Source organism: Rhizobium sp. BK313 (assembly GCF_014193655.1).
In the GTDB taxonomy this organism is placed as follows: domain Bacteria; phylum Pseudomonadota; class Alphaproteobacteria; order Rhizobiales; family Rhizobiaceae; genus Rhizobium.
On the sequence record NZ_JACHZQ010000010.1, the window covers coordinates 113858 to 135623 of the forward strand.

Below are 21766 nucleotides of genomic sequence, written 5' to 3' on the forward strand. Positions count from 1 at the left end.
GGCGCCCCTCGTTTTGGGCCCTTCCTCTCTTCCGGCGTCGACCAATGGACAATCTCTCGCGATGTTTCGTGAGAGCATCGCGGCACCTGAAAAAAGAGGTTTGCCGATGACCGCAGTGCGCGCCCGCCCCGCCTATCATGAAGCCCTGTCACGACTGAACGACCGGCATCTACTGCGCGATCTCTCCTATGTCGGCGGCCGCTGGGTCGCCGGCAAGACCGGCTCGAGCTTCGAAGTCACCGATCCGGCCTCCGCCGCCACCCTCGCCTGGGTCTCCAGCCTTAGCAGGGAAGAGACATTCGAGGCGATTGACGCAGCGGCGGATGCTTTTTCAGCCTGGCGCTCGCTGCTGCCGCAGCAGCGCGCATCGATCCTGCGCAGATGGTATGAGCTGATGCTCGCGGCGAAGGAGGATCTGGCCCTCATCATGACGCTGGAACAGGGCAAGCCGCTCACCGAATCCCGTGGTGAGATCGACTACGCTGCCGGATTCATCGAATGGTATGCAGAAGAAGCCAAGCGGATCAATGCCGAGAGCGTCATCAGCCATCTGGCAGACGCCGAAATGATCGTGCGCAGGGAGGCATTGGGTGTCGTTGGAATCGTCACACCTTGGAACTTTCCCTCCGCCATGGTCACGCGCAAGGCGGCAGCCGCCCTTGCCGCTGGATGCACCGTCGTCGCCCATCCATCGTCCGAAACGCCGCTGTCCGCGCTTGCTCTTGCCGAACTCGCTGAGCGTGCCGGCCTTCCCGCCGGTGTCTTCAACGTTGTCACCGGCAATGCGGCGACCATTGTCGGCGCCCTCTGCGAGGACACCCGGGTGCGGGCACTGAGCTTTACCGGCTCCACCGGCATCGGCAAACTGATTGCCGGCCAGTGCGCTTTGACCATGAAACGGCTGGTGATGGAGCTCGGCGGGCATGCGCCCTTGATCATCTTTGACGACGCCGACCTCGATCGCGCCGTAGACATCGCAATCAATGCCAAATTTGCGACGTCCGGCCAGGATTGCCTGGCCGCCAACCGCATCTTCGTGCAGCGCTCGATCATGGAGCCCTTCGTCGCGGCCTTTGCCAAGCGGATCGAAACCCTCAAGGTCGGCGATGGACTGACAGACGCCGTCGACATCGGCCCGCTGATGCACGAGCGCGCCCTGGCGAAGGTCGAGGAACATGTGGCCGACGCGCTGAAACGAGGCGCCACGCTTGCCGCCGGCGGCAAGCGCCATAAGGCAGGATCGCTCTTCTTCGAACCAACGCTGCTTGTAAATCCATCGCCAGATGCGTTGATCATACATGAGGAGACCTTCGGCCCGGTCGCCGCGGTGATGTCATTCGATACCGAGGCCGAAGTCGTCGCCCGTGCCAATGATACCGAATATGGCCTCGTCGCCTATGTCGTGACGCAAAACGGCGCACGCCAGATGCGCCTCGGCCGGGCGCTGGACTACGGCATGGTGGCAATCAATCGCGTCAAGATCACCGGCGGACCGGTCCCCTTTGGCGGCTGGAAGCAATCCGGTCTTGGCCGGGAAGGCTCGCGCCATGGCATCGAGGCCTTCACCGAGCTCAAATATCTCTGCATCGACACGGCTGCCTGACGGGCCACCCACTTTCAGCACAAGGAATATATCATGTTGGACAAGCGGAACGAACTGAACGCGTGGGACCGGGATCATTTCTTTCATCCCTCGACCCATATGGGTATGCATGCCCGCGGTGAAACGCCGACCCGCATCATCGGCGGCGGCGAAGGCGTCTACATCATCGACACCAACGGCAAGAAAAGCCTCGATGCCTTTGCCGGCCTCTACTGCGTCAATGTCGGCTACGGCCGGCAGAAAATTGCCGACGCCATCGCCGAACAGGCGAAGAATCTCGCCTATTATCACGCCTATGTCGGACACGGCACGGAAGCGTCGATCACGCTTTCCAAGATGATCATCGACCGGGCGCCCAAAGGCATGAGCCGCGTCTATTTCGGCCTCTCCGGCTCAGACGCCAATGAGACGAACATCAAGCTCATCTGGTACTACAACAACATCCTCGGCAGGCCGGAAAAGAAGAAGATCATATCGCGCTGGCGCGGCTATCACGGATCGGGGGTCATGACCGGCAGCCTCACCGGCCTTGAGCTTTTCCACAAGGCATTCGACCTGCCGCGCGACCCCATTCTCCATACGGAGGCTCCCTATTTCTTCCGCCGCCCCGATCGATCGATGGGTGAGGAACAGTTCGCCCAATATTGTGCGGACAAGCTCGAGGAAATGATCCTGGCCGAAGATCCGGAAACGGTCGCCGCCTTCATCGGCGAACCGATCCTCGGCACCGGCGGCATCGTTCCTCCGCCGAAGAGCTATTGGCAGAAGATCCAGGCCGTGCTCGACAAGTACGACGTCCTGCTTGTCGCCGACGAGGTCGTCACCGGTTTCGGCCGGCTCGGGACGATGTTCGGCTCGGACCATTACGGCATGAAGCCGGATCTGATCACCATCGCCAAGGGCCTGACCTCGGCCTATGCGCCACTCTCGGGCAGCATCGTCTCCGACAAGATGTGGCAGGTGCTCGTGCAAGGTTCCGATCAACTCGGCGCCATCGGTCATGGCTGGACCTATTCCTCCCACCCGATCTGCGCGGCCGCAGGCATCGCCAATCTCGAACTGGTCGACGAACTCCGCATCGTCGAGAACGCCGGCTCGACCGGCGCCTATTTCCGATCCGAGCTTGCCAAGGCCGTCGGCGATCACAAGCATGTCGGCGAGGTCCGTGGCGATGGGCTGATGGCTGCGGTGGAATTCGTCGAAGACAGGGACGACCGCACGTTTTTCGATCCGGCGAAGAAGATCGGCCCCCAAGTGGCGTCGGCTCTGCTTGAGCGCGGCGTGATCGGCCGTGCCATGCCGCAGGGAGACATTCTCGGCTTTGCACCGCCTTTGTGCCTGACGCGCGACGAAGCCGATATCGTCGTCAAGGCTGCGGCGGATGCGATCAGAAGCGTATTCTCAAATCTCTGACGCAACGCTTGGCCGACAATAGTCGCTGCAGGCCCACATGAGGATCGCTCAGTCCGTTGTTGACAACGGACCGAGCGTATTGGCTTGGTCATCGCCATGCCGCATTGGATGGTGTACATGGATGTCCTGCAATTGTACCGGATCAATCCATGCTTCGTCATGATTCAAAAGGCCAGCACAGCGATGTCTGGAAACCCGTCCTTCAGCATCGCAAGGGCGTGACCAAGCACAAGCTGCTCACCGACAAGATCATTTCCGATATCGACGAAGGTATCCTGCCGGTTCATACACGGATGCCCACACACCGCGTTCTCGCCCATGCGCTGGGGATTTCGGTTCAGACTGTAAGCCTCAGCTACAAGGAAGCGGAGCGGCGCGGCTATCTGCGTGGCGAAGTGGGTCGCGGCACCTTCGTGCGCAGCCGCATCACCGAACGCGCCGACAGTTTCATGCTCGACCGCGATCCGAGCGGCAGCGCCGACCTTTCGATCATCCGGGCCGTCTATACCGAAGCGCATGAGCGATCGGCGCGCGAACTGATGCAGGCTCTCGCCGACAGCGACAACAGCAGTTTCATGCGGCCATGCCGGCCGATCGCCGGCCTCGATGCGCATCGCACCGCGGCGCAGGCCTGGTTGGCGCGCCTGTCGGTCGATGCCGATCCCGATCGCATTTTGATCACGAATGGGGCTGCTCATGGCCTTTTCCTGGCCGTGGCCTCGGTGGTGCGGCCCGGCGAGGTCGTCCTGACCGAGAACCTGACTGATCACGGCATTATCGGCCTTGCCAACGTGTTGGGCTTCACGCTCCGCGGCCTTCCGACCGATCGCGAAGGCATCTTGCCGGAAGCCTTCGAAACCGCCTGCGCGGTCGGCGACGTGTCGGCCCTGGTCATCGTTCCCTCGCTCGGCAACCCCACGAGCCATGTCATGGGGGCGGAGCGTCGCCGCGCCATCGCCGATATTGCACGCCGGCACGGCGTCTTCGTCATCGAGGACGAGGTCTACAAGCCGATGTTACGGGATCCCCTGCCTTCCATGCCGGACCTGCTGCCGGAGCTCGGCTTCTTCGTGACGAGCTTTACGAAGTCGGTGATGACCGGCTTGCGCATCGGCTATCTCGTCGTTCCCGCCAACTATTCCATCCGCGTCGCATCGATCCTGCGCGTCACCGGATGGAGCGCCACCAATGTCGTGGCGGAGATGGCCTCGCGCTGGGTTTTGGATGGTACCGCCGATGCGCTGATTGCTGTTCAGAGAAGCGAGGCCCAGGCAAGGCAGGCGATCGTATCGGAGGTGATGGGTTCCGTCGTCGCAGGCAGCCATCCTCTGTCGCTCTGCGCGTGGCTCTCGGTTCCCGAGCGCTGGACGGAGGAGGGACTTGTCCGCGCGCTGGCCCGCAAAGGTGTAGCGGTCACGCCGTCCGATCCGTTCATTGCCGGCGGGGAGCGGCCGGTCGGCGGAATTCGTATCTGTCTTGGCGGCCGCCTGTCACACTCGGCCCTTCGCTCGGCGCTCGAAACGGTTCGCGGCGCCTTCGAGCAATTGCCTCCCATTTTCGACGTAGGATCGATCGCTTAAAAACAAACCTGATGCGGAGATACGGTCGACATCTCGGTTCCTTTTTGGTCACAGGACGGAACGCAGAAACTCCTTGGTGCGGTCTTCCCTCGGCGTGCTGAAAATCTGTTCGGGCTTGCCTTCTTCGCAAATGCGGCCCTTGTCAAAGAAGCAGACGCGATCGGATACCTCGCGCGCGAACCGCATTTCATGCGTCACCAGCAACATGGTCAGATCGTGCTCGTGGGCAAGATCGCGGATGACGCCGAGCACCTCGCCGACGAGCTGCGGATCGAGCGCGGAGGTCGGCTCGTCGAACAGCAGGACCCGTGGGCGCATCGCAAGAGCGCGGGCTATGGCGACGCGCTGCTGCTGGCCGCCGGAAAGCTGGCTTGGATATTGATCCTTTTTCTCCGAAAGACCGACCATGCGCAAAAGCTCGATGGCGCGAGCCTCCGCCTCCGCTCGCCCCAGTCCAAGCACCCGCGTCGGCGCCTCGACGATATTGCGCAGCACGGTCATATGCGGAAACAGATTGAAGCTCTGGAACACCATGCCGACATGTGTGCGGATCTGGCGAAGATGCGCCTCGCTGGCGCGGAACCGTCCGCGGCCGTTTTCCTGATGATAGGACATGCCGGCAAGCTGCAATGTGCCTTCCTGGAAGGGTTCGAGCGTCATCAGGATGCGCAGAACCGTCGATTTGCCCGAGCCCGATGGCCCGATCAACGTCACCTTCTCACCGGGTGCGACCTCGAAACAGAAGTCATCGAGCACGGTAAAATCGCCGTAGCGCTTGGTGACGTCGTCAAAGCGGATCAGGGGTTCGGTCATCTCAAAGCAATTCCGTTTTTCGGCAGCGTCTTCTCGAGCCAGTGAATGGCCGCCGAGCAGACGAGCGTGAGGATGAGAAAGATCAGGCCGACGAGAGACAGCGGTACCAGATACTCGAAGGTCCGATCGCCGATGAGGTTGGCAAGGTTCAGCATGTCGACCACGGTGACGACAGACAGAACCGGCGTCTCCTTGAGCATGGAGACGAGATAGTTGCCCATGGCCGGTATGATGCGGGGAATCGCCTGTGGGATGATGATGTCCCGATAGATAAGGCCGCGCCCCAGATTAAGGGCTGTCGCCGCTTCCCATTGGCCGCGCGGCACGGCGTCCAGGCCACCGCGATAGACTTCCGACGTATAGGCCGAATATTGCAGGCCGAGGGCCAGCGCTCCCGTGAGAAAGGCCGGTAGGACGATCCCGTAGATCGGCAAAACGTAATAGAGGAAGAAGAGCTGGACGAGCAGCGGCGTGTCGCGCAGGAATTCGATGACGAGAGCCGTCGGCCAGGAGATCGCTACGAAGCGACTGCGCCGCAACAGCGCGAACACCAGGCCCAGAACCAGGGCGATCGCAAATCCGGCCGCCGCCGCCTCCAGCGTCACGATCAATCCGATGCCGAGGATCGGCAGGATCGACAGCGCGAAGGAGAGTGTCGAGGACGTATCCCAGGCAAAGCCATACATCATGCCGGCGCCCTCCCCGGAAAGGCGGCGCCCCGGCGAAGGATCATCTCGAGCCAGCGCATGAAGACGACGAGGATAAGCGCCATGATGAAATATCCGATGAGCGTCAGCGAATAGATCGTGACGCTGTCCAAGGTGATGTTGCGCAGTTGCTGCGCCTGAAAGGTCAGATCGCTGATCGAGATCAGCGACACCAGCGCCGTGTCCTTCAGGTTCTGGACGGCCAGATTGCCGAATGGCGGCATCATCTCCACCACCGCCTGCGGCAATACAATATGGAAGAGCGCCTGCCCCTGCCCGAAGTTCAGCGCGCGCGCCGCCTCGTGTTGCGTATCGGGAACCGATTGCAGTGCACCGCGCACAACCTCGGCGCCATAGGCACCGATATTCAACGCCAGGCCGACGATGCCCGTCGTGACGGGATCGAAGGATATCCCGATCAGCGGCAGCGCATAATAGAGCCAGAAGAGCTGCACCAGGAGCGATGTGCCGCGAAATATTTCTATATAAACCAGCGCGATCCAGGAAAGCAGGCGCCCGCCGGCGAACCTCGCAATGCCGGCGGCGAAGGCAAAGATTGCGCCGAGCAGCATCGATGTGACGCCGATGATGGCCGTCACCTCTGCGCCCTTCAGCAGCGCCGGAAGATAATGCGTCCAGCTCATGTCCGGTCACCTCCGTCCGCAAGATGCAAGGAGCTGATCGGCCCAGCCGTTGCCCACGGGCAAGGACCAAGCCGATCTGGATACCGCCTGTCTCACTTGCCCGCGCACAGGTCTTCCGTGTTCTTGGTCCGCGCGGCCTCGACGCTTTCGGCGCTAAGTCCGTAAGACATCAGGATCTTTTTGTAGTCATCGGTCTTCTTGAAGGCGATGAGCGCGGTGTTGAACGCCTTGTAGAGCTCCTTGTCATCGGGCCGGAAATCGAAACCGCCATAGCTTCTGACCGATTTGCCTTCGATGACCGGATCGGTGAAGGGTTCCGCGTGCTCGACATTCGTGCCGCCCTGGACCAGCTTGGCGACCGTCAGCTCCGTTGCTGCATAGGCATCGGCACGGCCGGTCTGGATGGTCGAGAGCGCATCGGCATTGGCCTGGATCATGACGATCTGGGAGTCCGGAATGCCGAGGCCGTGGAAGAAGTCGAGCTGATCGGCGCCCGATACGATCGCCACCTTGAGAGACGGATCCTTCTTGATGTCCTCATAGGAATGCAGCTTCTTCGGATTGCCCTTTGGCACAAGCAGACCTTCACCGTAACTTGAATTCGGCGTGGTGAATTGCACCTGCTTGCAGCGTTCCGGTAGGATGTTCTGCTCGGCGGCAACGAAATCGAAACGCTTGGCCTTCAGGCCCGGGATCAACGAGCCGAACGGCGTGACGGTCCAGTCGACTTCCTTCACGCCCATCGACTTCAGCACGGCAGCGGCAACATCAGGACCGATGCCCTTGGCAGCGCCGCTCTCGTCCATATAGCTGTAGGGAACCTCATTGGCGCTGGCGCCACGGATGTAGCCATCCTTCTTGATCTGCTCGAGGCTGGCGGCATGGGCGGAGGTGGCTAGGCCAATGGTCAGACCCATGGCGGCAAGGCTGCGGTAAAAATTCGATCTCATAGTTCACTCCTCTGTGGTTAAATTCCGCCATCGGCTGTCCGGTTTTCCGGTTCTTTGCCGTAACGGGTTGCGATGCGCGCCGCGTTGTCGCGACACGGCAATTCAGGTGCCGTCCGTCAGCGTTGCGACGACAGCCAGACAATCTCCGGTCTTGATGAGGCCGGGGAAATGACGTGCAGCAAGGACACCGTCGAGAGCCGCCCGATGTTCAAACGGCATGGACCCGGTACGGCCGATCGGATGCACACGCGCAATGATCTCCCCGGCCGCAACTACGTCGCCAAGGTCCTTCACGGGCTCGAAAAGGCCATCCGCTTCCGCAAAGACGAAGCAATCGGAGGACGGCATATCAAGCCACTGCGTTGCTTCAGTATCCAGCGCGCCGGCGACGATACCGGCCTGCTTCAAGACGTTCAGGACGCCGCGCTTGGCGATCGAAGCCGAGCGGGCCGATATAGTTCCGCCACCCGCAAGCTCGGTCGTCACGAAAACCTTGCCCATTTCCTCGGCGGACGTGTCGTACATGCCGACGGCATCGATCTCGATCATGCGCATGGAATAGGGCGCGGAAAACGCCGCAACGGCGTCGAAGCAGGCTTTCTCCTGCCGTTTGTCCGGCAGCGCATGAGCGGCGGCATAGGGCAGGAAATCGAGCGTCCGACCACCGGAATGGAAGTCCAGCACGATATCTGCCAGCGGCAGCAGGTAACGGGTAAAATAATCGGCGATCTTTTCAGTCACGCTACCATCCGGCCGGCCGGGGAAACTGCGGTTGAGATTGCCCTTGTCGATCGGAGACGTCCGAGTGCCCGCCTGAAAGGCGGGATAGTTCATCGCCGGGACGATGATGACCCTCCCCTTGATCTCTTCCGCCTTCAGCGTCCGGGCGAGATCGAAGAGCGCGACGGGCCCCTCATATTCATCGCCGTGGTTGGCACCGGTCAGAAGCGCCGTCGGGCCGTCGCCGTTCTTGACGACGCAGATCGGGATCATGATCGAGCCCCAAGCGGAATCGTCACGCGACCAGGGCAGACGCAGGTGACCATGCTGGACGCCGTCCCGGTCGAAATCGACGGTCGGCGTTACGAGTGATGGGCGTTTGATCATCGTCATGCTGTTCATCTCAGGTGATCACTTCACGACCAGTTTGCGGGGCACGTTGGACAGGCATTCGACACCGGTCTCCTTGATCACGATGCTCTCAGTGATCTCCATACCCATGGTCTCAAGCCAGAGACCCGTCATGAAATGGAAGGTCATGCCGGGCTGCAGCTCGGTGCGGTCACCGGGGCGCAGGCTCATGGTCCGCTCGCCCCAATCCGGCGGATAGGAGAGACCGATCGAATAGCCGGTGCGGTTATCCTTGACGATCCCGTATTTCTTCAACACCGCGAAGAAGGCATTGGCGATGTCCTCGCAGGCATTGCCGGGCTTGGCCGCGGCAAGACCGGCCTCCATGCCTTCGAGCGTTGCTTTCTCGGCATCCAGAAAGGCCTGGGTCGGCTGGCCGAGGAAGACGGTTCGCGACAGCGGGCAATGATAGCGGCGATAGCAACCGGCGATCTCGAAGAAGGTCCCCTCGCCGCTCCTCATCGGCCTGTCGTCCCAGGTCAGATGCGGCGCGGAGGCATCGGCGCCCGATGGCAGGAGCGGTACGATCGCGGCATAGTCGCCGCCGAAGCCATCCGTGCCACGGATCCCGGCATCGTGGATTTCGGCGACGAGATCGGATTTACGAATGCCCGGCTCGACCTTTTCGACGATCCGCTTGTGCATGGCCTCGACGATGCGGCCGGCCTTGCGCATATAGTCGAGCTCGGTCGGGCTCTTGATGGCGCGCTGCCAGTTCACAAGCCCCTGAGCGTCCTTGAAGCGTGCATTCGGCAGGTGCTTGACCAGGGAGGCATAGGCTGCCGCAGTAAACCAGTAATTGTCCATTTCGACGGCGATCGAGGCCTTGGCCCAGCCGCGTTCCTCGATGATCTTGGACAGCAGATCCATCGGGTGGCGCTCGTTCGACTGCACGTAGTGATCGGGATAGCCGATGATGTTGTCGTCGCTGAGATAGGCCGTGCGCTTCGCACCGTTGGCATCCTGACCGCGCCCATACCAGATCGGCTCGCCGGAGCCGGGCACCAATACACACTGATGCACGTAGAAGGACCAGCCGTCATAGCCCGTCAACCAATGCATGTTGGACGGATCGGTCACGATGACGAGATCGATACCAGCCTTCTCCATGGCGCGCCGCGTCTTGGCAAGCCGATCGGCATATTCGGACCGGGTGAAATTGAGTGTCGGTTCGCTCACGCTGGTTCTCCTGATGCTTTTGTCGTTTCAATCGCTTGGCCCGCGCCGGCCGAGACGGCGCGGTGGTGGGCAAGCGTGGCAATGGCAGTGTCCTGGACACCGGTGCCGGTCAGATCACAAAGGCTAATCGCTTCGTTTGACCGGCGGCCGGCCGCTTGGCCGCAGATGATGGCGCCGAGTTCGGGGAAGGCTGCGTCCTCGCTCACAAGTCCCGCGGCGATAGCATGATGCAGTTCGCCGAGCCGGCGGGTCTGCTTCAGGCTGTCGGCGACGTAGGGGGCGGCGCGCAGGATCGCCGCCGGATCGATCTCGTTCTTGTGCTCGGCATCCGAGCCCATGGCAGTGACATGCTGGCCCGGCTCCAGCCAGGAGGCGGCAACAATCGGCCTGTCCGAGGGGGTAGTGGTGACGATGATGTCGGCGCCCCGGCAGGCCCGTTCGGCGTCAGCCTCGGCCGAAACGGGAAACCCGAGCTCGACCGTCAGCTCCCTGGCAACCTGTTTGGCCTTTTCCGCATCGCGGGCCCAGATGCGGGCCGTCTCGATCGGCCGTACCAAAGTCAACGCACGAAGCTGCAAGCGCGTCTGCATGCCGGCGCCGAGAATTGCCGCGATCCGGGCATCCGCGCGGGCAAGATGTCTTGCGGCAACGGCGCCGGCCGCCGCCGTGCGCACATCCGTCAGATAACCGTTGTCGAGCAGAAGTGCCTCGACCAGACCGGTGTGTGCCGACAGCAGCATCATCAATCCATTGGTGCTGGGTAGGCCGAGCAACGGATTATTGAAGAAACCCGGGCTCACCTTGATCGCGAAACTGTCGAGATCCGGCACATAGGCCGTCTTGACGTCGACTTCACCGCGATGAGCCGGAATATCGAGCCTCATAATCGGCGGCATCTCCACCGCCTTGGTCGCCAGGGCCGCAAAGGCTTGTTCGACACAGTCGATCGCGTCGGCATCAAGCTGCACAATCCTGCGCAGGTCGGTTTCCGTCAGCACAAGCACGCGCGCCATCACGCCACCCCCGTTTTGATGCCGTCGACAATTTTGCGATGGAGCACCGGATCGATGTTGCCGCCGGAAACGATGATCGCCGTCGGACCGTCAGGCCTGATCTTGCCGGCAAGCAGCGCTGCGATACCGACCGCACCCGCGCCCTCGACGATCTCGCCTTCGACCGTCGCCGCATGCCGGACGCCCGCCGCTATCTCGTCTTCGCTCAGCAGGATCACATCGTCGAGAAGGTCGCGGCACATCGCAAACGTCAGGCGATTGTCGAGCCCGATGCCGCCTCCCAGGGAATCCGCCAGGGTTTCAACCTCCCGGACTTCGAGTGGCGTGCCGGCGGCAAGGCTCGCTGCCATCGCCGCTCCCCGCTCCATCGATATGCCGACTACTCTGGCTTGCGGCCGCCTGCCCTTGATCGCAGCGGCAACACCGGAGGCAAGTCCGCCGCCCGACAAAGGCACGAGGACAAGCGCCACGTCCGGCAGACCATCTGCGATCTCGAGCCCGATGGTCCCCTGGCCGGCGATCACGCCGGGATCATCGAAGGGCGGCACGAAGCTCATGCCCTCATCGCTTACCTGACGCTCGACCTCGCGCATGGCATCATCCTGAGAGTGGCCGACAATACGGACTTCGGCCCCGAGGCTGCGGATCGCCTCGACTTTGTTGGCAGGAACAAGCGCCGACAAGCAAATGGTCGCCCGCACCCCCAGTGTCCTTGCGGCATGCGCGACGGCTCTGCCATGATTGCCCGTGGAGGCCGTAGCCAATCCGCGCGAACGTGCCTTCTCGTCCAGGCACAAGATCGCATTGGTTGCTCCCCGAAGCTTGAAGCTGCCGGTCTTCTGGTGGTTTTCCAACTTGAGGAACACGGGCGCGCCGGATTGGCGGGAGAGCGCTTGCGACCGCAGCAACGGCGTGCGGACAACGTGTCCGACAATGCGTCGCCGTGCCTCTTCGATATCGGGCAACGTCACCATTGCCGTCATCGCACAGTCCGTTGCTTTGGAAATACTGTGACCGACGTCAGCACGAATTCATCTCTTTCACAACCAATGTTCATGACATCAGCGTGAAAGAGACAAAAGATCATGTCAATCTGAATATTGTTTCATTACAATTTTGAAGTGGTCTATCATGCCGGATTTTCTGTGGCGGCAAGCAGTCGTTGACCGCGCGATGGCCCTCATGGAAATAGCCCGCCTCCCGATCAGGTAGCCGAGTTTGGTCCCTTCGAAGCCAGATGCCGACCAATCGATTTCGGAGACCGAGTAGGCCCAGGCTTTGCAGCAAGGCAGGAGGAAAAATGATGGACGGGGCCAGGCCGCTGGCTCCTCAATGCAACCGCGCCGAAAGACGGCAGTCGGATCCTCGTCACGATCCGCCCGCCCGAACAGGGGCCGGCAGAAGTTGACCTCGCGTATTGTTCGAATGGCGATCGAACAAGCGGCAGCGGCGCGGAACGGGGCGCAGGAGCGGGTGCGTCAGCCTCCCACTGGACCAGCGATCGGATTCCACCGTCGGGGCTGACGATCCGTAATGACGCTATACTGGGAGATCCCACGGATTCACGAGTGCAACGCCCATGCCATCGAAATCTCTGATGTTGCGCGTTACCAGCTTCATACGCCGAGTGAGCGCCGTAGCCGCGATGTAGGCATCGTTGATCGGTTTAGGATCCGGCACATGCCATTGGGCCGCCTGAATGGCCGCCGCCTCGTCCAAGGGCAGGATACGACCGGAAAAGGTCGTGAGAACTGTATTCTCCAGCCAGTTGCGCAGCACCTTCCCCGTGACGGCATCCTTATGCTCCACCAGCCGGACGCCAATCTCTAGTTCATGCAGGACCACAGACGAAATGAAGGTTTCGACCGGATCAACGGTTTCGTTCCATACCACGACATTGGGATGCGCTTTGCCGCTCGCAACCTTGCGCAGTTCGGACACGACATTGGTATCGAGCAACAACATCATGACAGATCAACCGGCCGGGCATGTTCCGTGCGCTGCGGGAGCGGCAAGTCAACGTCTTCCGCCCCCGGCGCAGCCAGCATGTCACCAAGGGTCCGCATTTTGCCGGTAAGCCGTTTGTACTCGTCGAACGACAAGAGGACATGCGCAGGCCGTCCCCTGTCGGTGATGATCACCGGCCCTTCTTTGGCGGCGCGTTTTGCGCGGCCAAGGTCCTGATTGAGTTCTCGGCCTGAAAGCGTGGTGACGGTCATACCAAGTCTCCAATATTTGTGGTTACGTAACCACATTTAATTCGCGTGAACTCGAATTGCAAGATGAATAGCCGCTGTGGGACATCAATGGCGGGTTGGAGAAGGTTCACCCTGCTTCACGGCTTTTTCGCTTGTCACTCCTGCTTGATCGCAGTTCCCCTCATGACCTTAGAGGCGCCTTGACCACACAAGTTTTTCGGCCTGAGGAACCGCGCCCTTGGCGTCGATCCACGGTGACAGAACACCGACACCTTGGACGGCTATGTCATGCGATGACCAGCCTGATCGCCGACCTGGATCATGATTTCGAGGCGATCTCTGCCCGGCGGCGGCCTGTCAGTTCCCTATCGAGCAGGTGACACGGCGATATGCCCGCGCTCACCGGAAAGTGGGCGACCGGCTTCGGGACTGGCATATCGCAGATACTCGGCGTGCTTCTCCTCGCTTTCCTCCGGGTGGCCGCGCCAGAGGCGGAGCGCATAATAGTAGACGGCAAGAGGTCTCAATTGCCGAGTTCGGCGGCTGTTTGTGATTTATCGGTAAGGTCGGCGAAACGAAGGTCGAATTCTTCTTCTGCTTTGAGGGTCTTGCCTTTGAACTGACCGGCCTTCTGCAGGAGATCGATGGTGTCCTGCTGGGTTGGGATGAGTTCGTCCTTCCAGTTTGGAATGCGGGTGGACGTCCCATCGCTGTCAGCCACGGCTTTGGCGTCAGCCTTGTTCAGACGCTGGTCTTTAACGAGGTACTCATCGATCCATGTCTTTTGATTTGTGTTCCGCCAGAGATGAGCGCGATACCAGTGAATGACAAGGTCCCTGATTGCGGCCGACTGCGCTGGATCCTTGAGTGCCGTTTTGCTGGCATAGAGATATTTGAGGTTCGTGCTACCGCCCGGAACATCGGGAATCTCTTTCGCATCGGTTCCTTCCACGGACTTGAGATATCGATAGCGGTCAGGCTGCTTCAACACCGCAGCGTCGATCTGATCGGACCGCAGCGCATCGGCAAATTCGGCCAGCCCTAGATTGATCGGTTGGATATCGTCGATTGTCAGGCCAGACCCGCGGAGGTCTCGGAATACGGTCGCCTGTTGAGATGTTCCCGCGTTGATGCCAATCTTCTTGCCCTTGAGATCCTTGAGGTCCTTAATTCCTGATCCGGGAGCTGTGGCAAAGATCGTCGCCGGTCCCGATGTGACGACTGCGCCAACGATTACAACCTCTGCCCCGGAGAATTGGGCCAAAATGGGTGGGACGTCGCCAACGGCACCCACCTGTGCTGCTCCCGCCCTAATCGCCTCCAGGCGCAGCGGACCGCTGGTGAAATTGGCAAAGGAAACATCTTCCGCAAGCTTGCCCCGCTCGCCGGAAAGCTTGAGCAGACTGGCAGCATTGTTGGCATCATCGGCGAGCACGAGCTTTACACCGGAAGGAACGTGCCCTGAAAGAGAGGCGTTTTGCGCTTTGACCGACACAAAAGCCACCGCTGAGAAAAGTGCCACAAGCAGCCCAAGGCGAAATACAGACCGATGACGCATAATCAAAGTTCCTTTGGTTGGACGGGAGAACCGCTCTTCGGGACACCCAGCCGTTCAAGGATGTCGTCGCGGGCCGTTTCGAAGCGGATGGGGGAAGACCTGACGCCGGAGATGCTCTCGTCGTAGCTGATCCTGCCATTGGCAATGATCACCACGCGGTCCGCGAGACGAAGAGCCTCTTCGACATCATGGGTAACAAACAGGACGGCTGGCTGAAGGCGCTGGCACAGCTTGAGCAGAAGCCGCTGCATTCGAATTCTGGTCAGCGCGTCAAGCGCGCTGAACGGCTCGTCGGCCAGGAGCAGGTCCGGAGTTCTGACCAGCGACCGAGCCAAGGCGACGCGTTGTTGTTCGCCCCCGGACAGAGTCTTCGGCCAGACATTTTCCTTTCCCGACAGCTCGACTTCCTGGAGTGCCGCTTTGGCCCGATCATAAACACCGGCATCGTAGATCCCAAGGGTGACATTATCGATGACATTGGCCCAAGGTAGCAGGCGCGAATCCTGGAAGAGGACCGAGTGCCGCTCGGGGATCTCGATATGTCCCGATCCCCGGGCATCGGCATCGAGGCCTGCAACCGCCCTGAGAATTGTGCTTTTTCCTGAACCACTGCGACCAAGGAGGGCGACAAACTCTCCCTTCCTGATCTCCAGGTCGACGCCGTCGATTACGGTCTGTCCAGCAAAGCTTCGACGAAGGTCCTTGATGCGAACCGAAGACTGGCCCGCGCTTATAGCCACGTGAGAGACTATCGCCACGAGAGCACCTTCCCCTCAAGCAGCCGAACGATGGCATCGGAGCCAAATCCAAGAACCCCGTAGATGACGAGGCCGACAAGAACGACATCCGTCTGCCCATAAGTCCGAGCTTGCGTGATCATATACCCGATGCCGCTGGTCGCGTTGACGGTTTCAACGACGACAAGCGCGGTCCAGGCACTAGTCACCGCCAGCCGAAGTCCGGTGAAAAATCCCGGCAATGATGCGGGAAACACGATGTGTCTCAGAAAGCGCCAGTTCGACAACCCAACAGTTTGGCCAAGTTCTACATACCGCCGGTCGATGCCCCTTAGCGCGGCGTGGGTGTTGATGTAGATCGGAATGGCTACCCCGATTGCAATGATGCTGACCTTCATCATTTCACCGATGCCAAGCCAGATTATGAACAGGGGAATGAGCGCAAGATTGGGAATGGACCTCTTCACCTGGACATTGCCATCGATGAGAGCGTCTCCAAGACGCGTGAGCCCCGCCAGAATGGCAAGGACAAATCCAGACGCCACCCCAACGACCAGCGCAATCCCAGCGCGTTGGAGCGACATACTGACGTCAGACGCAAGCGTCCCGCTTTCGACCATGTCCAGGAACGAAGAAGCGACAACTATCGGCCCGGGCATCTTCGCCGGCGAAATCCATCCCAGGCCCGATGCGACATACCACAGCAACAGCACGAGCGCGGGGCCGAGAAGCGTCTGCCCTGGGAACGGCTTTTTCGGAAGCAACGCCAGTTCACGACCGCCTTCGTCACCCTTTGACTTCTGAAGAAAATCAGATGGGGTGGAAAATGACAGCAGGCTCATTTGAAGCTCCAATTCTTCAACGGTCGCTATTCGGCCGCGGCAGTGTATCGGGTGTCGCGGCTGACCGACGGCCGATCGAGACCAAGATGGTCCCGAAGGGTGGTGCCCTCGTATTCCTCGCGGAAAACGCCCTTGGACTGGAGGATTGGAACGACCTGCTCGACGAATGTTGAAAGGGATGTCGGCAGCGCAGGCGGGATCAGGTTGAAGCCGTCAGCCGCCCCGTTCTGGAACCATTCGATAATGGTGCCCGCAATCTGCTCCGGCGTGCCTGTAGCGATGCGGTGGCCTCGGCCAGCACTCAAGCGGCGCAGCAACTGGCGAAGAGTTAAATCTTCGGTCGTGGTCAATCGATAGACAAGGTCGTGCCTGCTTTTCTGATTGCCCTCGCTCTCTTCTCTGGCGGGTATTTTCACCGGCTGATCAAGGTCATGGTCCGAGAAATCTATGCCCGTTATTCTCGATAGTTGGGCAAGCCCATAGGTCGGCAGCGTCAGGCCTTCAAAGGTTTCGCGAAGCGCCCAAGCCTCCTCTTCGGTGCCGCCGATGAAGAACGACAAGCCGGGTAGGATCAGCACACGATCAGGATCACGGCCAACGGCGCGAATCCGACCTTTAACATCCGCATAAAATGCCTGTGCATCCTCGATGATGGGCTGGGCGGTGAAGATTGCCTCGGCGTACTTGGCAGCGAGGTCCTTGCCGGGCTCTGAAGAGCCTGCCTGGAAAATGACCGGCCGTCCCTGCGGCGATCGAGGAATTTCGAGCGGCCCAGCAACATGGAAGTATTTGCCATGGTGGTCAATTCGATGGATACCGTCGGGATCGACAAAAATGCCCGCCTGTTTGTCACCCCGGATCGCATCATCATTCCAACTGTCCCAGAGGCCTATCGTTATGTCCAGGAATTCCGCGGCGCGTTCGTAACGGGTATTCGGATCCGGATGATGGTCAAAACCGAAGTTAGCTGCGGCTTCAGCGTTCGCCGTGGTCACCACATTCCAGGCCGCCCTGCCCTTGCTGACATGATCGAGCGTCGCGAAGCGACGCGCAATGCCGTAAGGATCGTTATAAGTGGTGGAAGCAGTTGCAACCAGGCCGATGTGACTTGTCACGCCTGACAGAGCCGAAATGAGCGTAAACGGATCCAGCGAGTCCCACGGTCGATCCTGGGAGCGGTCCTTGAGTACGGGGTGGTCCGCAAAAAAGATGGCATCCAGCTTGCCCTGCTCGGCTATGCGAGCGAGATTGCGATAGTGATCAATGTCCGTGACGGACGCGACCCGCGTTTCGGGGAGGCGCCAGGCCGCTTCGTGTTGGCCGACGTTTCTGAGGAACGCGTTAAGGTGAATTTTTCGGTTCTGGGACATCCGGTAGCTCCTCACATCGAATGCACTCAATTTCTATAAATTTTATAGGGTATAAAAGACCTATTGTTCCCAATCTTGCCATCTTCGTGAAAAGAAATTCCCGCCGGCGATTCATTGGTTCCGCAAAGGAAGCGTTGTTGGCGCGACGTCGCCGCGTCCTCCTAGGGTCCGGACTCATAACTAGTAGCTGATGGTCGCTGCGATGCAGACCGCGGCGAGAAGGTTGTGGGCGTTTTGGTCGTAGCGCGTCGCCACGCGGCGGAAGTCTTTCAAGCGGCGACTGTAATTATGGTCTAAAGGTCGAGGGGTTTTGAGAGTGCGAGCAAGAAAGGAAGACGCAATGTCTTTGGCGCTAAACCGGCTCATTCTTTACGCCCGCGACGTGGAAGGGACGGTCGCCTTCTACGAAAAGCACTTTGGTTTCAAAGTGCTTCGCCTCCCTGGCGACAGAATTGTTGAGCTGGTGGCACAGAGTGGTGGAGCAAATCTAATGATCCATGCAGCCGCGAAGGGTGTGAAGACTGGACAGGTCACTGTGAAATTGGTGTTTGATGTTGAAGACGTTTCTGCCTTCTGCGAGAGGAGTGCCCGCAACGGGCTGGTTTTTAGCTCCCTACACCCCGCAGACGGATATTCCTATGCGAACGGCAAAGACCCTTGCGGAAATAATATCCAAGTGACCAGCCGTGCTTTCCGCAAGGCGGATTAAAACTTGGGGAGAATTCTAGGGCTGGGACTCATAACCAGTAGCAGCTGACGGCAGCGATGCAGACTGCGGCGTGGAAGTTGCCGGCGAGCGGGTCGTAGCGGGTTGCAATTCTGCGAACATCCTTGAGCCGCCCGAACATGCGCTCGATCGCGTTGCGGTTCCGATAGAGGTACGGCGAGAAGCAGCTCTTCCAGACCGGTTGGATTTTGGTGGGATGTTTGGTTCGCTCCCCCCTTTTCCGCCGGAGGCGCAGCGATGCGCCTTCACGGCCGAGGAGTCGATCAATACTTCGGCCGGTGGGCCGCCAGCCGTGGCCAAGGCGTGAAACATGTTCGACCAGACGCCCTTGGCCGCCCAGCGCTGGAAGCGGTTGTAGAGCGTCTTGCGCGGACCATAGACCGACGGCGCATCCTTCCACCGGCTGCCGGAAACCAGGACATGGATGATGCCGCTGATAACCCGGCGGTCATCAACGCGCGGCTTGCCGCGCGTGTCCGTCGGAAGATGCGGTTCGAGCCGTGCGAACTGCTCGTCGTTGAGCCCAAAATACCCCTGATCCACCCACGATCTCCTCTCCGGGATCTTGAATCAGGTTTCGTCGCCGGTGGAAATCCCTTTATGGGTCCCAGCCCTAACTGGCCACGGCGCCAGCTTCGGAACATGCCCCAATGATACGCGCTTATCCCTCGATATTCCTGCCCTCCTCGGTGCAGCAGAAATCCAGCTCTCATCGCATGGGCAACCCACCGATGGATGCAATCTCAACCTTGCGAAGAAAGAGCGCTCAATCGTGAAATATCCTCGAAGCCGGCAATATTGATGCAAAAATCGCGAAGCGCATGGCCATAGTCTGCGGAAAGGCCGCCAAAGGCGATGTTCCCCTCGAACTTGCTGATCAATTGCGCGCGCGATAGCGGCTCTCGAACGCCTCCGCGAAAATGCGGCTGGCGGAATTCACGAACAGAACCGTCGCTTAGCGTGACGCGTATATGGCCGGTGTAATTTTTCGGGTATTCATTCGCCGGATCGATCACGTAACGGATTTTGCCGGCAAGCTGCAGGACTTCGGGATCAGCCGCTTTTTCATCCGTGAACTGACCCAGGCCGGCATCACCGTCGAAGAACGCGACTGCCATGCAGAAGGGCATGCTGAATTTTGCCGCATAACCCGATGGGGGCCTATGCTTGGCGGCAAGCGGCTCCCAAAGGCGATCGACCAGCCCTTCGCCGGTTTCCGACTCGATTGCGACGATGTCCTCTGCCTTTAGTCCGGTCTGGCGCAGTCGCAACATGCAATCGATGAAGGGATGTATCATCGTGCCGCACGCATAGGGCTTGAAGGCGATAGTCTCCATCAGCCATCGATCGCCAAAACCTTCTGCAAGATGATCGTATGACGGGGACGCTCCGTGACTGAAGACCTTGAAGATATTCCTCGGGCCTTCGAAAACCGTCCGCGGCCCTAAGAAGCCCGACCGCCCGAGAAGCGCGGCACGATAGCCGGACTGAGCGGCCCACCCTGGATGGAGACGCTTCGTCCAGGCCCCTTCGGTCAGGAACTCGCCGATCCCCGACGCCATGCTGCCGGCAACACCGAAAGCATCGGTGAGCTGCTTTGCATTGAGACCAAGCGCCACACCAGCACCGGCGGTCGCGCCTAACGCGCCGATGATGCCGACCGGATGAAATCCGGCCTTATGAATCGCACCCGGCACGACCGTATTGAAGCGACAAACCATTTCCAGACCGGCAATGATACCCTTCAGCGTGTCGGCGCCGCTGCGCCTATATCGCTGAGCCGCGGCAAGCACGGCCGGCAGGACCATTGCGCCCACCCGGATAGGGGCACCTTCCAGCGTGTCGTCGAAATCTTCGCCATGCGTTGCGGTGCCGTTGATAAGAGCGGCTGCGGCCGCGTCAAATCCGCGAGCATGGCCGATCGCGGTGCAGGTGCCGGTATCATCGCTGGCGTCGATGATTGCCCGGATGTAGTCCGAATTTCGCGCGGCAACGCAAAGGCCGGCCATGTCCAGGAGGTCGTTGATGGCGACCTCCTTTGCCCGATCGGAAACACCTTCCAATTGGAAAGAACTCAGCGGAGCGGAAATGCGCTCGGCGAGAGACGCTCCCGGCGGCATCAAAACGAAATCTTCTTTAGACACGAGGCACCTTTTAAGCAATGACTTAGGATCAAGAATGAACGTTCTGCGTGAACCAGTCTGCGGGTAGCTGATGGCCTCTTCCGGCCGCCCGGGCCCTGGCGAGAAGAGCGGCGCCCGCGGCAGCGAACTGGTAACCCAGACCATGGAAATTCAGAAAGCAGGTGATTTCGTCAGCAGATCGTCGCGCAGACGCCGCACCGCCGACGAGAGCGGCCAGAGACGGTGCGCTTGCGATTGCGGCCAGCCGGGGATCGGAATTGACCTCTTTCCTGCCTTCCTTGTGGTCGAGCCCTTTTGCGACGACGAGATGGTCGCTGCCCATGTTGCCGGGATCGTGCACAACGATATTATCGGCCTTCAAAAGGGCACCGGGATCGATCTCGCCATCGCGTATCGACCCGATATGAATACCGGGCTTTACCCACTCTTCCTTGAAGACCGCCTGCAGGCTGTTGGTTGCGCATAGAACTATATCGGCGCCGAGGACGGCATCTTCCGGCGATTGGAAGGCCTTCGCCGGCAGCTCCAGCCGCCGCTCGACGTCACCTGCGAATGCGCGCGCATTGTCGTGATTGGGACTGAAGATGCGTATTTCCGACAGCGGCCTGACCGCTGCGGCGGCCATCGCCTGTGCCGACGCTTGCCAGCCCGAGCCAAGGATCGCCACGGTGGATGCCTCTGCCCGGGCGAGGTAACGAATGGCAAGCCCGCTGGTCGCGCCGACGCGCATGCGCTGCAACACGCCGTCGGGAAGAATGGCCAGCGGCTCTCCCGTTTCGCTGCTGAACAGCATGATAAGGCCGACCCATCGTCCGCCTGGGGCCGCCGGAACTTTCACCTTTCGCGTCCGTCCCTCGTCGGTCGGAAAGCTCAGAATGTCGGAATTGATCCGCACCGCCCCGATCTGCGATCCCGGGACGACGCCGCCGACCATTTTGAGAGAATAGACCGCGTTGTCGTCACGCGTCGTGGCGGTGATCATGTCCGATCGCCGGCCGTTGATGGCCGATCCGTCGAAAGCGGCACGGTAAGCGTGCTCGAAGCTCTCGATACAGCCCGTCATATCGAGCAACGCATCAACATCATCATTCGAAAGATAGAGCATTTTCAGACCTACAGTTCCGCGAGGACATTATAATAATCGTCGCGCGCCAAAG

Annotated in this window: 20 protein-coding genes and 3 pseudogenes; 4 read left to right on the forward strand and 19 right to left on the reverse strand. The window is 60.2% G+C overall.

What is annotated here, in order from left to right:
* The first annotated feature begins 106 nt into the window (after positions 1–106).
* The 3 genes from FHT86_RS34370 (at position 107) to FHT86_RS34380 (ending at position 4596) form a co-directional block, all read left to right on the forward strand.
* Entirely contained in the window at positions 107–1603 is a 1497-nt protein-coding gene (locus FHT86_RS34370; protein WP_133704274.1) for an NAD-dependent succinate-semialdehyde dehydrogenase, read from the forward strand.
* 33 nt (positions 1604–1636) lie between these two features.
* A complete protein-coding gene (locus FHT86_RS34375) occupies positions 1637–3016 on the forward strand; it encodes an aspartate aminotransferase family protein (RefSeq protein WP_133704273.1) in 1380 nt (459 codons plus the stop codon).
* A gap of 149 nt (positions 3017–3165) precedes the next feature.
* Positions 3166–4596, forward strand: coding sequence for a PLP-dependent aminotransferase family protein (locus FHT86_RS34380; RefSeq protein WP_133704272.1), 1431 nt, complete (start codon positions 3166–3168; stop codon positions 4594–4596).
* A gap of 48 nt (positions 4597–4644) precedes the next feature.
* Here FHT86_RS34380 and ehuA read toward each other — a convergent pair whose 3' ends face one another.
* From ehuA to FHT86_RS34460, 16 genes and pseudogenes are all read right to left on the reverse strand, one after another.
* Positions 4645–5409, reverse strand: a complete 765-nt coding sequence (gene ehuA / locus FHT86_RS34385; RefSeq protein ID WP_133704271.1) for an ectoine/hydroxyectoine ABC transporter ATP-binding protein EhuA — start codon at positions 5407–5409, stop codon at positions 4645–4647.
* Complete coding sequence (gene ehuD / locus FHT86_RS34390; RefSeq protein WP_133704270.1) at positions 5406–6098, reverse strand: ectoine/hydroxyectoine ABC transporter permease subunit EhuD; 693 nt, start codon at positions 6096–6098, stop codon at positions 5406–5408. Before ehuD ends, ehuA begins: the two co-directional genes overlap by 4 nt.
* Positions 6095–6760: an ectoine/hydroxyectoine ABC transporter permease subunit EhuC gene (gene ehuC / locus FHT86_RS34395; protein WP_133704269.1), complete on the reverse strand. Its 666-nt coding sequence runs from the start codon at positions 6758–6760 to the stop codon at positions 6095–6097. The genes ehuD and ehuC overlap by 4 nt, the downstream gene beginning before the upstream one ends.
* Before the next feature lie 92 nt (positions 6761–6852).
* Entirely contained in the window at positions 6853–7710 is an 858-nt protein-coding gene (gene ehuB, locus FHT86_RS34400; RefSeq protein WP_133704268.1) for an ectoine/hydroxyectoine ABC transporter substrate-binding protein EhuB, read from the reverse strand.
* Positions 7711–7812: 102 nt separating this feature from the next.
* On the reverse strand, positions 7813–8832 hold the full coding sequence (gene doeB / locus FHT86_RS34405; RefSeq protein ID WP_409527643.1) for a N(2)-acetyl-L-2,4-diaminobutanoate deacetylase DoeB: 1020 nt from the start codon (positions 8830–8832) through the stop codon (positions 7813–7815).
* Between the two features lie 9 nt (positions 8833–8841).
* Positions 8842–10020, reverse strand: coding sequence for an ectoine hydrolase DoeA (gene doeA, locus FHT86_RS34410; protein ID WP_133704266.1), 1179 nt, complete (start codon positions 10018–10020; stop codon positions 8842–8844).
* Positions 10017–11033, reverse strand: coding sequence for an ectoine utilization protein EutC (gene eutC / locus FHT86_RS34415; protein ID WP_133704265.1), 1017 nt, complete (start codon positions 11031–11033; stop codon positions 10017–10019). Before eutC ends, doeA begins: the two co-directional genes overlap by 4 nt.
* Positions 11033–12007, reverse strand: a complete 975-nt coding sequence (eutB, locus tag FHT86_RS34420; RefSeq protein WP_133704377.1) for a hydroxyectoine utilization dehydratase EutB — start codon at positions 12005–12007, stop codon at positions 11033–11035. The genes eutC and eutB overlap by 1 nt, the downstream gene beginning before the upstream one ends.
* 181 nt (positions 12008–12188) lie before the next feature.
* Positions 12189–12316: pseudogene (locus FHT86_RS34425) on the reverse strand (3'-5' exonuclease); the annotation flags it as partial.
* Between the two features lie 256 nt (positions 12317–12572).
* Positions 12573–12998 carry a type II toxin-antitoxin system VapC family toxin gene (locus FHT86_RS34430; protein ID WP_133704376.1) on the reverse strand — a complete coding sequence of 142 codons (426 nt, stop codon included), beginning with the start codon at positions 12996–12998 and terminating at the stop codon, positions 12573–12575.
* A complete protein-coding gene (locus tag FHT86_RS34435) occupies positions 12998–13252 on the reverse strand; it encodes a type II toxin-antitoxin system Phd/YefM family antitoxin (RefSeq protein WP_133704264.1) in 255 nt (84 codons plus the stop codon). The genes FHT86_RS34430 and FHT86_RS34435 overlap by 1 nt, the downstream gene beginning before the upstream one ends.
* Before the next feature lie 502 nt (positions 13253–13754).
* Complete coding sequence (locus FHT86_RS34440; RefSeq protein WP_133704263.1) at positions 13755–14789, reverse strand: ABC transporter substrate-binding protein; 1035 nt, start codon at positions 14787–14789, stop codon at positions 13755–13757.
* Between the two features lie 2 nt (positions 14790–14791).
* Positions 14792–15529, reverse strand: a complete 738-nt coding sequence (locus FHT86_RS34445) for an ABC transporter ATP-binding protein (protein ID WP_133704262.1) — start codon at positions 15527–15529, stop codon at positions 14792–14794.
* A gap of 8 nt (positions 15530–15537) precedes the next feature.
* Positions 15538–16368 carry an ABC transporter permease gene (locus FHT86_RS34450; protein WP_133704261.1) on the reverse strand — a complete coding sequence of 277 codons (831 nt, stop codon included), beginning with the start codon at positions 16366–16368 and terminating at the stop codon, positions 15538–15540.
* Positions 16369–16394: 26 nt separating this feature from the next.
* A complete protein-coding gene (locus tag FHT86_RS34455; protein ID WP_133704260.1) occupies positions 16395–17738 on the reverse strand; it encodes an LLM class flavin-dependent oxidoreductase in 1344 nt (447 codons plus the stop codon).
* Between the two features lie 180 nt (positions 17739–17918).
* Positions 17919–18014, reverse strand: a pseudogene (locus tag FHT86_RS34460) (IS5/IS1182 family transposase); the annotation flags it as partial.
* A 70-nt stretch (positions 18015–18084) separates the two neighbouring features.
* Between FHT86_RS34460 and FHT86_RS34465 the strand changes: the two are divergent.
* Positions 18085–18447, forward strand: a complete 363-nt coding sequence (locus tag FHT86_RS34465) for a glyoxalase/bleomycin resistance/extradiol dioxygenase family protein (protein ID WP_133704375.1) — start codon at positions 18085–18087, stop codon at positions 18445–18447.
* A gap of 28 nt (positions 18448–18475) precedes the next feature.
* On the opposite strand, the pseudogene FHT86_RS34470 reads toward FHT86_RS34465, so the two are convergent.
* The 3 genes and pseudogenes from FHT86_RS34470 to FHT86_RS34480 all read right to left on the reverse strand — a co-directional run bounded on the left by FHT86_RS34470 (position 18476) and on the right by FHT86_RS34480 (position 21714).
* Positions 18476–19008 (reverse strand): annotated as a pseudogene (locus FHT86_RS34470) (IS5 family transposase).
* A 200-nt stretch (positions 19009–19208) separates the two neighbouring features.
* Positions 19209–20609, reverse strand: coding sequence for an MmgE/PrpD family protein (locus tag FHT86_RS34475; protein ID WP_208116615.1), 1401 nt, complete (start codon positions 20607–20609; stop codon positions 19209–19211).
* A 28-nt stretch (positions 20610–20637) separates the two neighbouring features.
* Complete coding sequence (locus tag FHT86_RS34480; protein WP_133704259.1) at positions 20638–21714, reverse strand: ornithine cyclodeaminase family protein; 1077 nt, start codon at positions 21712–21714, stop codon at positions 20638–20640.
* Positions 21715–21766 lie beyond the last annotated feature (52 nt).